Raw genomic sequence first — 14,932 nt, 5'->3', positions numbered from 1 at the left:
TATGACATCCCTTCCCTGTTAGGAGGCGATTTTTGGCAAAAGAAGCTTACGCGCCTCCTTTACCTCGATACATTCGATAAAGCTTTCAACCGTCCGCTCGACCGCATGTTTTATAGTAAACTTCTTACTGTCAATTATAACATAATAATTTAATATGTCAATAATAAGTTGGCGATCATGCTTGGTGAGGCTGGCATCGCGGTCGCCGACATGAAGTGGCGCAACTTTTTCTAAGATATATAAATCGACAGCGGCACGGTACGGCTCAATTAGATCGTCAGCCAGGTTAAAGCTGTTAAGCTCATTGTGGTGGAATAGCCCCTGTGAGGCAACTAGTCCGCGAGCAGCAATATGTCTGGCAATGTGACTTCGCACCATAGCGTAGCCATAGTTTAATGCGGCATTGTGCCAGATTGGCTTGCGGCGTGTGGCGTCGCCCAGTATTTGGTCGAAATAGATTCTGGCGGCAATTGACTCGCGATTGCTGGTGTCGCCCGATTTAACATCGTTAGCTAAAGACCGCAAAGTGGAATCGTCTAGCCCGCGAGATCGCAAGACGTCTGCTTGATTTGTGATTTTACTGATAATAATTTGTTGCCATAGTTGCTTTTTTAAGGGTTGGCTCATGGACAATTGTTGACGCGAAACTTTGGCTTGGCGCGAATGTTGTGAATATGGTAGAAGTACGCTGGCAGGTAAATGCTTTTCGTCGCATATTACAGTCGTCGTTCCTTTTGTAGCTAATGCTGTCAGCAAATTTGTCGTGATAGTTGATCCGTAATTGTCTAAAATTAAGGCGTCAATATCTTCAATTGGAAGAGTAGACTCCATTTCCTGTGCAATTACTAGTTGATTATCACGCACGCTAAGCCGCGCAGGATTTTCGATAGCTACGACGCGCCAAGCCATTTATAGCCACCTGTAGTTATCGCCGAGGACGGCAATGTCGTAGCGCTCAATGAGGGTGGCGGTTTTGGCTACCTTGCTGATTAAGTCGTTATCGTTTTTACTCGTGTCACTGTGTTTTATAAGTTTTAAACTACTGTCGTTAGTGTTGTATTTTACGTAGTATCCTTCAACGATCTCGTTATCAAAATATATTCGCACGTAGTCATTTGGATATATGGAGAATTGCTTTATAAATCCATTCTCTAGTGTCGCATATATCTTATTATCCTCTGTTCGGATAGTATCAAAATCTGCCTTTTCGTTCTTGCTCCGGCCAGTAGGTGTTGGCAAAACCTCAATCCTTTGAGTGTTTATCAAATGAGTGTAGACTGGAGTAAAATAATATTCATATATATCTTTATAGTTTTTGCGTTTATAAACATCAAGACGAATAGTCTTACCATTATTCACAAAGGCTCTTTGCTTGTTAACTAAAAATCCACTTCTTGAATCTCGTGTGTTATATATTTTTATACTGCGTACAATATTGCCACGCTTACCGTCTTTTGTTGGTTTGTAAACGCTCTCGGCAAATGCTTTTTTTGGATCGCCATTAAAATCCTTGAGTCGCTGTTCCAAAATTTTGTACAGTTTAGGATCTGTTTCACGAATTGGTGAATCGTATAATTTTTTAAGATCTACAGAATGGAGCGACACTCGCTGCTTGCGTGCAATGGCGGGTTTCCCTTTTTCGTCAATGTAACCTGCTACGATTTTAGGCGATCGGAAAGTCGCATCATTTGCTGAGCCTTTTCCGGAGCGTTTAGGCATGCGTGAAACAAATATAGGCAGTGTGTTCAAACGAAACTCTTCATCGTAGTTTTTTAGACCAGTTAGTTCATTATGGAGTTCGCTTGGTGTATTGTATAGTTTACTGCGTTTTCGCACCTCCTTACCGAAATCATCCCAGGGCTCAAGATCTGCTATATGCTGTTCAAATTGATTACGATCAAGAACCTCTCCTGTTAGTTTGTCGACAATCTCGTTTTTATCAGTATATTTGAATAATTCGTAGTATTTATTAAGACTTGATATTTTTTGAATAATGCTTGGACTTGTCGCGGCAATAATACAGGCATCAGCTGCATGGTGCAAATTATTATCATCGCGATTTTTATTGCCAACATGCCACACTCTTCTTAAATATGAAGTGATTGGTCCACTTGGTGAGAAGACCCTCTGCGCGCCGGTCTTGCCTTCGATTTTAGGAAAATCTAAATTATCACGAATGTATTGACGTAAAAAACGTGAAATATATCGAGTATCGTTGAGCGCACGGACATTCCAATCTTCAACTGGCTTACTTTTTGACAGAAGGCGATCTCTTTTAGCGGCTGGTAATCCAGCGGTTGCTCTTACACGTGCCTCAAATTGTGTCCATTTTTTATCATCTCCACCCAACGCCTCATATGGTGTCAGATTTCCTTTCTCTTGATTTTCGTCTGCAAAAACCAAAACTTTATTGTTTAATCCATCGTTGCCGCAGCGTGAAAATGGTATAATGTGATCTATCTCGCCATAATGTTCATCGGCGAAAAGATTTTCAAGATTTATTTCTTTGCCTGAGTAAAGGCTAACACCGTTTTGCTGCTCACGTAATTTAAACTTAGTAATTTGTAGTCCTGTTGGTGCTGGTATATTAAATTCAGTGATAAGTTTCTGCTTAATTTTTTCGTTATATTCAGCATTCTCGTCTTGAATCTTTTTTATCTTATTACGTTCTTGGGCGTTTTTTGCCAGCTCGCTTGCTGTTTCTATTTTTACACTGTATGGTATTCCATACTTCCTGATAATTGCATTAACTACTTTAATAGTCTGAGACACTGCACGCTTGACAACAGGGTTAGTAATTTGTGCTGCTTGTTTCTCTGACAATGGCGGTAATTTCTTCTTGTTGCCAGAAAGACTTTGAGAAAAGCTGTAGCCAGCCTTTTCGACCGCCTCGCTATAGTTTAATCCTCTTAGTAGCCATGGGGTTATTCTATGGAGAGAGTCAAATGACAAATGGACAAAGCCGCTAACGTTGATTGGTAAAAGTGCTTCAACGGCATAGGTGCTTATATTTAATTTGGATAGTTCTGTGCGCAGACTCGAGTCGTCTTTATTTACCGTCAGCATTAACCCTGCTGTATCTAATAGTTCAAAATTATTGGTAGCTAGTATGTCCCAATCTTTTGGATGTTGTTCGAGAGCTTTTTTGACAGTATGGTAAAATATCATTGAGTCGAATTTATTGCCTTCACCGTTCTTTTTGTCGTCATTTTTAATTTTGCCACGTATCATACCCTGAGCAAAACTAAAGCTTTGGTCGTCCTTATATCCAAGTATGTCACGAATATGCTCATATTTTAGTACTTTGACGTTCTTTGCTTTCTCGATTATTTTTGCGATCTCATCCTCAGACAACCGTCGAGCCTCTCGATCGACTACAATGCGAAGATGGGATAGATTTTGAGCGAGGCGAAATAGCTCAAAGCTATAGCTAGCCTTTGGTGCGCGAGGCTTTTCTGGCTCGAATTCACAATAACCACGCATCTTTTTAATCAGTTCACTTGTCATGAATGGTCGCTGTGAAAATATACCATTGTAGTTGCCATTTTTTATATCACCGTACAGCAAGGTTTGTATCTTTTCATATGGTAGTTTAAGGCCAAATTTTTTCTGAGAATCAAGAATTAACATCACTTCATCTTCAAAATTTTTACGAACAAATGAATTTTTATATGTGCTTATTTTATTACGTTTATTGTTCTTAAATTTTTCATCAAGCGTAAGTACTTTGGCTACCGATTTTGTCTTATACTTTTCCAAAAGTAGTTTGTTCTCAGAAATAGCTGATAACACTTGAGATCCTTCAATATCCTGCTCTTCTACGGATATACGATTACTCTTATATCCACGTCTCTTTGCTATATGATAAAGAGCTACGAATAGCTCTTCTGGCGAGAGTCTTTCATTCAAACCCTTGATACGTAGAGCGTAGGGATCATAGATTGGCCTCCACTTTTTGGGGTGAGTTGGGCTAAGCATATCACCTATGCGACTCTCTGATATCAAATTGTTATCAATAAAGAACCGCTTGAGATAATTAAGCCTTTGTCGACGTCTCCTTAGTCGATGTCTATTGGATCTATCAATCCTGCGCGGTTCGGCAAGACTCTTGCCGGTTTTTGGTACTTCTGGTCGCTCAAAAATGCGCACCCCTAAATCATGGATGCGCTCTTTATCTAAGTCTAATACTGCCCAGCCGATTGAAGATGTCCCAATGTCTAGACCTAGTGAATATTTTTTTGGTGAATATGAATATTTTTGAGTCATGATAGTCCCTTTTGTGAGATAATTTAATGCAATTATACAACCAAAATAGAATATTTGAAAGCGTAAATACTTTACTCATAAAAAAGATAATCCGCCCAACAAGTGAGCGGATTAGTGCTTTGCTCCAGTATTTCATATACTTTACAGCGGATTTTTACCGCCAGATTATTACAGAAACCTAGAACAATTTAGATATTAATACAATCCTTACTTAAGGGACTGTAACTACAGTGTACTCCAATCAATGTTATTGCGCAAGTATTATTTTGGTCGTATTCTGTCAACTGAGCGGCACTGGCACGGTTACCGCCGCCGTCGACATTCTGAGATTCTTGTGCTATATTACGAGCAGAATCCCCTAGATGGTGTAACTCAGTTGATGGGCTCGTCCCTGCTGGCTCCATGGGGGATTTTCTTGTTGTGGCGTGATCATTCTCATCATTGATATTCTGGGCTTCTTGTGTTACACTGGCACCATCAGAGCTCCGACCGGCGGAAACTGGCGCGCCGCCGACATAGCTATCGCTGTTGGTGGATGATGGAACAACATTTGCGCCCCATCCGAAGCTCTCGAAATCTCTTCTCGTTGTTGGGAGAGATTTTTTATTTCTCCTTCTCATCATTGACATTCTGGGTTTCTTATGCTATACTTCCATTAGAAAAGTCGCCCAGTCCCCGTTCGGCTTGTCCACGGGGCGCACTATTAAGGTCACCTGGGTGGCTTTTTTTCTTGGCTTCGCACTACCTTCATAAAGAGTATTTCGCCCTATTGTCTGTCTTCTAAGAAATTTACAGGCTATTGATCGTTGGTATCTTGAGGATTGTTTGCTATAGTGGAGTTATTAATATCCCCTCCCTTTAAGAGGTTCATCCTCTGAGGGGATGTTTCCAGAAGAATCCCCACTTAAATCCCGGTAATGGGATTCGGGGATTTTTTCTGTATTATTTGGTTATAATGCCCCAACAATCTAAATACCGATATCCTCTAAGAGCCGCGTTTCACCTTTACTCCTGACGCTCCAGGGGTGATATAATTACTATAATATGCATGCGTCTGCGGTCCAATCTATAACCATAAAAGTGAGTGAAGTTGACTCTGCTTTGCTTAATGATGCGGACGAGCTACAGAAATTGTTAAGAAATGTTACGGAATTGGCTGGCTTACATCGTCTGGAGTCAGTGATGCATCAATTTTCTCCGCAAGGAATTAGCGCTGCCCTGCTTTTGTCGGAGTCGCATATCGCGATTCATACGTGGCCGGAAAGCGGCGTGGCGTATATAGCGATGACAACTTGTAAAATGCTGGATGATGATAAATTGCGACAAATAAAAGAGCTGATTGCACGGCTGCTGGGTGCAAAAAACATAATTATGAAAGAAATGGCATTGTAATATGAAACGAACCAAGGCGCGACTTAAAATCAACCAAATATTGACTGGAAAGAAAACTAATTTGCGAGTTGTTGGCTGTTTGCTTTTTCGTGAGTGGGATAAGAAAGATAAGCGATTTTACTACTGGGAAGAGTGGGAGATTACCGGGCTGGCTGATTATGATAGCTGGGTGGAATATGATCACAGCGATCAAACCGTTTCTCTGTATGAGCCGATTCGTTTTACTCAGGCAATTGATCCAACGCAATTAAAAAAAGGTCAATCATTCACCGTTTCTGAGCAGGACGGCAAGGATCACGTTGTGGTGGTTGACGAGGTTGGAATTGGTGAAATTATGAATATCAAGGGCAAAAACACGTACCAAGTTTTCCCGAAAGAACTGATGGCGTATGCTACTTTGAGAGATACTAGCGCGCCGAAAAACCGTCAGCTGATAACGATTGAGAAGTATAACAATCGCGAATATGATGCCTACCGTAAGGTTAGGTTGAGTGACAAAGAGCAAAAGGAAATGTTCGGCAGAACCATTAAACCGATTGACTGGACGACGATTATATTTATTGTCATATTTATCGCTATTATTTTGTTTGCGTTCATCTTTGACAACAATTCCGACAATAGTAATGGCGGAGGTCACGGCGGATCGCGCAGTGTTTACGGCGGCAGTAGCGGCGGGCTTGGTAAATAAAAGGAGTTATAATGTCACGATCAAGTACGAAAAAACGGGAGCAAGTTGCTCTATTTGCAGCGGCAATTTTAGTGGCAATTGGCGGAATTATTTACGAGCTGATTTTAGGCGCAGCTGCGTCATATCTGGTGGGCGATTCGATTTTGAGCTTTAGTCTGGCAACTGGCGTGACGCTGTTTGGCATGGGAATTGGCTCGCTGCTGGTCAATTATATCAAGCTTCATCCAGCGACCAGCTTCGCAACAAACGAAATTATTCTGGGGCTAATTGGCGGAAATTCGGTGATGTTGATGTATTTGGGATTCGTTTTTACGCGTTCGCATTGGATAATTTTTGCCGTCATAAGTTTGGCAATTGGTATTTGTATCGGGCTGGAAATTCCGCTTTTAATGAAGATGTTTCAGGAATTCGGGCGCAAGTCTTCGGTGAAATTATTTAGTAAGATTTTAGCGCTCGATTATTTTGGGGCGTTAATTGCGTCGCTATTATTCCCGCTTGTTATGCTTCCGTATCTTGGCTTAATGCGCAGCGCGTATCTGGTGGCGGCACTGAATATTGGCGTTGCGGTTCTGATTCTTAAGCAAATGAAAGCGTCGAAAATCGTGATGACAATTAGCGTTATTGCAACAATGTTGCTTTTGGGGTTCTTTATTTATGCGACGGAAATTGAGCACGGAATCGACAAGCGAACGTATAAAGATCCTGTGATGTGGCAACAGCAGACGCCATATCAGAAGATTGTTCTGACGAGATATAAAAATGACACTAGGTTGTTTTTGAATCGCAATTTACAGTTTTCCAGCCTTGACGAAGCGCGTTATCACGAAACATTGTCTACTTCCGCTCTGTCTTCAGTCGCCAGTCCGAAGCGCGTGCTGATTATGGGCGGCGGCGATGGTTTGCTGGCTCGGGACGTTTTGAAATATCCCAGCGTTGAGCATATTACGTTGGTCGATATCGATGAGGTGATGACTAATCTGGCAAAAACTAATCATCTTCTCACCGATATAAATCAGCGTTCTCTGCATGATCCGCGCGTTTCCATTATCAATCAAGATGCTTTCCAATTTGCTTTTTCTACCTCAGATAAATATGATGTTGTGTTGATTGATCTGGTGGATCCGTCGAATGAAAAATTAGCCAAGTTGTATTCTGAGCAATTATATCGTCAAATTGGCAATATTTTAACGGAGCGTGGGGTTATGGTGACGCAGGCGACGTCATCATTTTTCTCTCCGCATGCTTTTTATATGGTGGCAAATACCGTCAAATCATCTCATCCAGAGCGATATGTGACGGCGTTTTCGGTCAATGTGCCGTCATTTGGCGAGTGGGGTTTTGTGATGTCTACGCCGCAAGCTGAGGTTGTAGCTAGCCAGCCATTGCCGAAAAACCTACGATATCAAAACCAGAAATTGCTCACCTTCCTGACTAAGCAAAACGCCATATCAGTGCCATCTGGACCGACTTCTACGTTGGTTTCTCCGCGAATCACCGACGTTTACAACTCTGATATGCGTCAGTGGCGATACGAATAGTTTTTTAGGCGGCGGTAGTGCTCTTTTTTCGTCGGCGACGTCGTCTTTTTGGTGTTGCTGAATCTAGCGGTGTAACTGTGTTGATTGCGGTTTCTGTAGGTGCATTATCATTGCCGCGAATTTGCAAAACAACTTCGCCATCGTTTGCTGCGGGTTGCTGCTTTTCCGGTTGGCTATTGACCGCTGGAGCGTTGTTTGCAGGTTGCGGTTGAGGTTTGGCTGGTTGCTTTTTTTGGTTGCGAACAGGTTTTATTGCGGCGTCAATTTCCTTCTCGACATCTTCCCTGTTTCGCGAATACATGCGACGCGAATGTTCAATAATGTGCGGCGTGTTGTCGGCTTGGCTTGGCGGAAGTTCCAATGTGCGGGCAGAAAACGCGGGAGTTTTCTCGCCGCCGATAACCATATTGACAACGAAATTACGATTGTGCATCTGTAGAAGGTCGATTGCCTCGAAGTTCGGCTCGAATTGCTTGGCAAGAATCGGTGCATCGTCAGCAGAAACTCGGAAAGAAATCATGGTGCCGACGTTTCCGAAAACCGCATCGCGAACCGTGTCGCTCATCTGGGAAATGTACTGGTTGGCAACGGTCAAGTTAAGGCCATATTTTCGAGCCTCGGATAGAATAGTTGCAAACGAATCGGTGGCGAAGTTCTGGAACTCGTCGACGTAAAGATAGAATGGGCGGCGGTCGCGGACGTCAGGAATGTCGCTTCGAGACATGGCAGCAAGCTGAATTTTTGTGACCAAAAACGAACCGAGGATGGCGGCATTATCTTCACCGATAAGACCTTTGGACAGATTGACAATTAGAATCTTTCCTTCGTCCATAATTTGTCGAATATTGAACGTGGATTTCGGTTGGCCGATGATATTGCGAATGATTGGATTGGCGGTGAAAGCCCCGACTTTATTTAAGACTGGCGCAATCGCCTCGGCGACAAACTTGTCATTCCAGCTGGCAAATTCAACATTCCAGAATTGCAAAACCACGGTGTCTTGGCAATAAGTCAGCGTTTCTTTTCGGAATTCCTTATCTGTTAGCATGCGAGTAATGTCAAGCATCGTCGCTTCTGGTCGGTCCAGCAAAGCCAGAATTGTATACCGCAAAATATACTCAAGCCGTGGCCCCCACGAATCGCCGAAAATACGCTTCAAAACGCCGATGATTTCTGATGAGATGTTGGTTTTTTGGTTCGGGTTTGTGACCTCCAGTGGGTTGAATCCCAGAGGGTACGCGGTGTCGGCTGGGTTGAAATAGATCACGTCGTTCAATCGGCTGCCGGGAATAAATTTCATGTTGTTTATTGCGAAGTCGCCGTGCGGGTCGATGATGGCATATCCTTGATTATGGAAAATGTCGCTTAAGGCGAAGAGCTCTAATAGTCCACTTTTTCCGGCGCCCGTTTGCCCGATTATGTAAACGTGGCGTGATCGGTCGTAGCGCAACATGCCGAATTGGTGGCTGATGCCGCGGAAGTTGGTGACGCCAAAGGCAGAAATTTGGTCATCGTTGATATCTTCGCCGGTTAAGACTGGCAATTTGGACGGCGGTTCTGCAGTCTTGGAACTTGCCCAAACTATATTTGGTGTTTCAACGTTGGTGTGTGGCAAATGAAAAACTGACGCCAATTCTTCTATATTTAAGATGAATCCGTCGCCGATGAACGAACGCTTGCGATATTTATCAATAAATTCTTTACCAAACGCACCCTTGACTGCGTGGAATCCGTTGAGATTTGTTGAGTTGAACTGCTTAAATGTGCCGACGAGCGCCTGCATACGAAGCTTAGCGTTTGTCTGACTTTCGCCCATATAAACTAAGCGAATCTTTACTTCATACCCGAGCTTTGTGGCCTTTTTCTCTGCTTCAGAAATGCGAGTTTTATCGCGGTCTGATAGCTCAACGGCTGTTGATTGATTTGCTCCCTGCTCTGGTGGTTGCCATAATGCGCCAAGTACACCGATTAGCCACTGCATGCTACCGCCAAATCCTGGCAAGGAGAACATTCGCCCGTTTTTTATACTATTGATATATCGATCTGCGGCGTTTTGCCAGTCATCTGGGATTGGTCTGACTAGCACCTGAATCCACAATTCTTCACCGGTGGTTTCTAATTTTGCTAGCGTGCCTGTAATGCCCGCCAGCGGGTCGACTTCGAAGTTTTGGAAGGTGCGAATTGGGAGAAATTCGTCGGTGGTTAATGTCAATTCTGTCGAGTAAGCAACTTCGTGATCGCGCTCGTGCTCAGTATAATCTTCGTCGGCTTGGTGAATTTGAACGGTTGGGTATTGAGAATAAATCTGTCCCTCGACAAAGCTCTGCAGGGTTTTTGGTACCCAAACGTAAAAGCGAATTTGTCCATTAACTGAGGCGATTTCAAAGCTGATGTGCTCTTGGTGTCCGCCAGATAATCGCAATTCTTTATTGTCGCGAAGAATTCCGTGCAGTGAAGCGAATAACTGTTCGGCGGCAAGCTCTTGCTTGTCATTTGTGCGTGGGATTTCCAGAACCAAAAGCACACTCTCAACTGGGGTGAAATCTTCTATTTTCCGATAATTCCGCCACGTCAAAAACATCAGGACTGCCACGATTGGCATCCAAATATACCATTGTAATAATGTGCTGATGATCCAAGAAATAATCTGCATTATGTGTAAATTATCTCACCTCTGAAAGAAGTTTGCAACTTAGCTTAAGCGGCTTCTTCAAAAACGTATGTGGCTTTAGCGACGCGTTTGAATTGCGGCTTTGATTGAAGGTTTAATAGAATAGTAGTTTCCTTGACTTGTCGTTTGTCGAGGACTTGACGAACGATTTCATCACGGTGAAGCGGAGTTTCGGAATTCTTCAAAATATCAGTAATGATATCTGCTACAGTTCCGCGGCTGTAGCCCCAGCTGGCAAGCGCGTAAATACCGCGGCCGATTAGAACAAAGCGCTTGTCTTTAATAAGTTCATTGTGAATTGCCTGTGTTGTAACGCTTCGGCGGTTAAATTCGCTGTCCCGAATTCCCTTGGCGATGTCGGAAAAATGCATCGGTGAGCCATTGGTGTCCAGAACGACGTAGATTTTATCGCGGATGTTCTTTGGGTTAACGGCTGGCCATTTGGCTAGTCCCCACTGATCGTTTAAGCTGGCCAATTTTTTACTAACGGTAGCCAAGGCTGCAATGTTTGAAGGATGTTCATAGTCCAATTTTTTGTGCAATTCTTCCGCGGTAACGGGTTCGCCGTGTTTTTTGATGGTCTTTACAACTTCTTCGACTCGTGCTCTAATTTGCTTTTCATTGCCGAGAGTGTCAATTGCTGCTGCTTGGTAATAATCGTCATTCTCTGTAACAATCGTGATATTTTCTGCTAGCTCAGAAATAAACGCCACACGAGCGCGGTCAATTGCAGTAGCTTCTTTACCGAGGAAATGCGACGCCAAATCTTGCATGCGCGCAACTCGTCCCATCTCAGACAAACTCGAAGTGATTTCTTTTTCCATAGCAATAACCGAAGGAAGTTCTCCCTCGGCGACAGCTGCACGTAGACGCGTTAAGATTGCTTTTTCTAGCTGACGAACGCGCTCGCGAGTAATGCCGAACATATCGCCAATTAACTCTAACGTTTCTTTTCGGTCGTACAAACCAAATCGTCGAGAAATAATTTCCTTCTCGCGCTCTTGCGGAATCTTAGAAATAATAGTATCGACGACAGAATTTAATTTGGCGCTTTGCTCGGTTTTTGCTGTCTCGCTCATGCTACTAGAAACATCCTCTCTGCCTCACCACAGGTTATATTGATTGAAAATATGTTTTTAATTATACAATTGCATTTGACAAAAGTCAATAGATAAATGCCATAATTGCTGATATAAATTATAGCATTTATTTTACGTTTTTTGCAATAGATTATATGAAGAGTTTTTATTATCCGGAATTATTGGATAGTATGAAAACGCTATTTCTTTTTAGCGGATGTTTTGGTGGCTTTTTTAACTACGCGTTTGCGAGTTGGCTTCGCTGTTATGGCGTTTAATAGCTCCAGAGCTTTTTCGTGAGTAATAGTTTTCGGATCTGTGGCTTTAGGGATTTTGACGTTTTTGGCGCCGTTGGTAATGTATGGACCGAATCGACCATTGAGAACCTTAACTCCATCTGGAAACTCGGCGATATTCTTAGCGGCTTCGGCTTCTAATTTGGCGGCGTAAAGTTCACGTGCCTTTTCTAAAGTAATGCTGTGAGGATCTTCTGGCTTAATGGAAACGAACAATTTGCCGACTTGAATATACGGACCGAATCGCCCAATATTCGCCTTAATATCTTGCCCGTCCTCTGTTTGTCCGACGATGCGTGGCAACTTGAACATTTCCAGTGCTTGCTCCAGAGTAACCGTTTCAATCTTCGCGCCCTTTGGCAGCGGTGCAAAACGCGGCTTATCTTCATCTTCAGTTGTGCCCAGCTGCAACATTGGACCAAATCGCCCAAATCGCGCGATAATCGGTTTATTCGTCTTCGGGTCAATTCCCACTTCGCGATTAGCACCGACTTTGCTTCGGTCGATCCCGCCAGATTGCTCAATTAATTTATGGAAAGGTGTGTAAAATCCGTGCAGCATTGCGCTTTTTTCCAAATTAGCACCGGCAATTTTGTCAAATTCCGTTTCAACGTTGGCGGTAAAATCGTAATCGACAATTTGCGTAAAATGGTCCGTCAGGAAATCGGCAATCAGTTCGCCGCTTGGCGTTGGAATAAGCTTGCCGCGTGTCGAGCCAGTTTTTTCCTGGACAATACTTCGGCTAACTTCCTCGCCGTTATAGTTCAGGACAATTACATCACGCGGTTGACCTTCGCTGTCACCCTTTTCAACGTAGCCGCGAGTCTGAATAGTGTCAATAATCGTAGCGTAAGTTGACGGACGTCCGATTCCAAGCTCCTCCAGCTTCTTGACTAGCGAACCTTCGGTGTAGCGAGCTGGCGGTCGTGTAAATGTTTGACGAGCCGTAATATTGTGAGAATTGACTTCATCGCCAGACTGTAACTTCGGTAGAAGCTCATCTTTATTGCCGCCGTAAACGCGCAAAAATCCATCAAACGTAATAACTTCGCCTTTTGCTTCAAACTGAGTGGGCTTTTTGCTTTTTGGTAAATTGTCGCCTTTGATGTCAATTGTAATAGTCGTTTTTTCTAGCTTCGCTGGCGACATTTGCGACGCTAAAGTTCGGCGTCGAATCAGGTCATATAATTTCTGGTCATAGCTATTATTAGACGCGGTTTCCAGAGTGATGTCCGTCGGGCGAATGGCTTCGTGGGCTTCTTGGGCGGACGCGGATTTGGTCTTAAACTTGCGAACCGTTGAGTAATCTGGACCGTAAAGACGCTTAATGAAGTCGGTAGCCGCCGCGATGGCTTGACCGCTCAAATTTACGGAGTCGGTACGCATATAGGTGATTTTTCCATCTTGGTATAATTTTTGCGCCGAGGCCATAGTTGCTTTGGAACTGAAGCCAAGTTTAGAGTTGGCTTCCTGCTGCAAGGTTGACGTGGTAAATGGTGCCGCTGGATTCCTGATCCCAGGAGTTTTTGAGATATCGCTAACAATAAATTCGGCGGGTTTCAGACTATTTAAGAACTCGTTCGCCGCTTCTTCTGTGTCGAATTTTTGATTAAGCTCAGCCTTGAATTCTTGATTGTCGTGAATAAAAATGGCAGTAACTTTGAACTGAGAATTGCCCTCAAACTTCATAATTTCTCGTTCGCGCTCGACTAGTAATCGCACCGCTGGGCTCTGAACGCGACCAGCTGACTTTCCGCCAGGAACTTTTTGCCAGACGACTGGACTAAGCTCGAAACCGACTAATCTGTCTAAGATCTGCCTGGCTTGTTGCGCCTGAACCAAATTCATATCCACGGTTCGCGGATTCTTAATTGCATTGGTTATGGCATCTTTGGTGATCTCGTGGAAGACAATTCGCTTAGTCGTTTCAATTGGAAGATCCAACACCTTACATAAATGCCAAGCAATAGCCTCTCCTTCGCGGTCTTCATCGGTTGCGAGCCAAACATTTTCCTTGCCGACTGCCTTTACATTTCTTTTAAGCTCGGTGATAACTTTCTTTTTTTCAGGATCAACTTCGTAAATCGCGAAAAAATCGTTAGCCACGTCAATCGGCGGCGTTCCGTCTTTGGTTTTTTTAACAATCGAGCGAATATGCCCCACGCTGGACAGGACGTGAAAATCCTTGCCGAGATATTTCTCGATGGTTTTAGCTTTGGCTGGTGACTCGACGATAACGAGATTTTTCATAACTTTATATTATAACAAATCACTATCTGGCTACAACCGCAAAGTGAATTATTACGAGCGACCACTGAGGTGACGGAGCATTGCCATTGACCCGAGGCTGCGATTAACATCTGCTATTTGGCGTGGCTCTTCTGGATCTTCTTTTCCTGTGTTGCCGTTAATTGCTCGCTTTATATAGGTGTGTGTTGCGTGTATGGCGAACGGAAGCGAGGCGGCGAATGCTCCAGCTCCCAGTTTGCGTAGAAACTTGGCAGGCTTTGGATTGTCGGTTCGTTTGTCGGCTAATTCGGCAGCGGCATAAGCGACTAAGGCTGCTGTTTCTATAGCTAGCCCCACCTTCCCTGATTTGGTCGGTCGAGTTTCAGCTTTCTCCTTGTTACGTAGATTGGCAATTCCAGTAGCCCCAGCGTTTATCGAGTTTAGTAGCGCAACAGTGCCAAGAACATACTTTGGAGCCAACCCTTTTTTGTTCATTTCATAGAGAATTTTTGCCATAACTATTTTATCTGTTGTGGCATCTAAGGCTGCTCCAAAATTGCTAGTCTGTCCTGTCATACGTGCTACTTTGCCGTCCAAGACGTCAGCTAATCGCCCGACTGCGCATTCCGCCAACCCTTCAGCTGTATCGATTTTCTCAGATCCGTGCATCGCTAAAGCGGCGCCAGTCACGCTTATCAAATTAGGGATAGTAAAGATGTCCTTAGCGATTTTATGGGCGACAGGAGATTTTTTCATAGTCCGCATAATAACAT

Annotated in this window: 10 protein-coding genes; 3 read left to right on the top strand and 7 right to left on the bottom strand. The window is 43.6% G+C overall.

What is annotated here, in order from left to right; all coding sequences use genetic code 11:
- Positions 1–18: 18 nt before the first annotated feature.
- The 3 genes from cas1 to LRM45_RS00525 form a co-directional block, all read right to left on the bottom strand.
- Entirely contained in the window at positions 19–909 is an 891-nt protein-coding gene (cas1, locus tag LRM45_RS00535; protein ID WP_243826317.1) for a type II CRISPR-associated endonuclease Cas1, read from the bottom strand.
- Positions 910–4,266, bottom strand: a complete 3,357-nt coding sequence (gene cas9, locus LRM45_RS00530) for a type II CRISPR RNA-guided endonuclease Cas9 (RefSeq protein ID WP_243826316.1) — start codon at positions 4,264–4,266, stop codon at positions 910–912. It abuts the gene before it with no gap.
- A gap of 188 nt (positions 4,267–4,454) precedes the next feature.
- A complete protein-coding gene (locus LRM45_RS00525; protein ID WP_243826315.1) occupies positions 4,455–4,895 on the bottom strand; it encodes a hypothetical protein in 441 nt (146 codons plus the stop codon).
- A 415-nt stretch (positions 4,896–5,310) separates the two neighbouring features.
- Between LRM45_RS00525 and speD the strand changes: the two genes are divergently transcribed.
- Genes speD through LRM45_RS00510 form a run of 3 tightly spaced genes read left to right on the top strand, consistent with a single transcriptional unit; the run spans position 5,311 to position 7,884 of the window.
- Positions 5,311–5,658 carry an adenosylmethionine decarboxylase gene (gene speD, locus LRM45_RS00520; protein ID WP_248286665.1) on the top strand — a complete coding sequence of 116 codons (348 nt, stop codon included), beginning with the start codon at positions 5,311–5,313 and terminating at the stop codon, positions 5,656–5,658.
- 1 nt (position 5,659) lies between these two features.
- Entirely contained in the window at positions 5,660–6,346 is a 687-nt protein-coding gene (locus LRM45_RS00515) for a hypothetical protein (protein ID WP_243826313.1), read from the top strand.
- 11 nt (positions 6,347–6,357) lie between these two features.
- A complete protein-coding gene (locus LRM45_RS00510; protein ID WP_243826312.1) occupies positions 6,358–7,884 on the top strand; it encodes a polyamine aminopropyltransferase in 1,527 nt (508 codons plus the stop codon).
- 4 nt (positions 7,885–7,888) lie between these two features.
- Here the strand turns inward: LRM45_RS00510 and LRM45_RS00505 are convergent, their stop codons facing one another.
- The 4 genes from LRM45_RS00505 to LRM45_RS00490 all read right to left on the bottom strand — a co-directional run bounded on the left by LRM45_RS00505 (position 7,889) and on the right by LRM45_RS00490 (position 14,915).
- A complete protein-coding gene (locus LRM45_RS00505) occupies positions 7,889–10,537 on the bottom strand; it encodes a type IV secretory system conjugative DNA transfer family protein (RefSeq protein ID WP_243826311.1) in 2,649 nt (882 codons plus the stop codon).
- Positions 10,538–10,581: 44 nt separating this feature from the next.
- Positions 10,582–11,634: a sigma factor-like helix-turn-helix DNA-binding protein gene (locus LRM45_RS00500; protein WP_129632578.1), complete on the bottom strand. Its 1,053-nt coding sequence runs from the start codon at positions 11,632–11,634 to the stop codon at positions 10,582–10,584.
- 200 nt (positions 11,635–11,834) lie between these two features.
- On the bottom strand, positions 11,835–14,180 hold the full coding sequence (gene topA, locus LRM45_RS00495; protein ID WP_243826310.1) for a type I DNA topoisomerase: 2,346 nt from the start codon (positions 14,178–14,180) through the stop codon (positions 11,835–11,837).
- Between the two features lie 51 nt (positions 14,181–14,231).
- Positions 14,232–14,915 (bottom strand): CDP-alcohol phosphatidyltransferase family protein, encoded by a 684-nt coding sequence (locus tag LRM45_RS00490; RefSeq protein WP_243826309.1) that lies wholly within the window; start codon positions 14,913–14,915, stop codon positions 14,232–14,234.
- Positions 14,916–14,932: the final 17 nt, after the last annotated feature.

It is taken from the genome of Candidatus Nanosynbacter sp. TM7-057 (assembly GCF_022828295.1).
Classification (GTDB): domain Bacteria; phylum Patescibacteriota; class Saccharimonadia; order Saccharimonadales; family Saccharimonadaceae; genus Nanosynbacter.
Note: the sequence above shows the minus strand (reverse complement) of the source record. Positions and strands in the feature narration are given on the sequence as shown.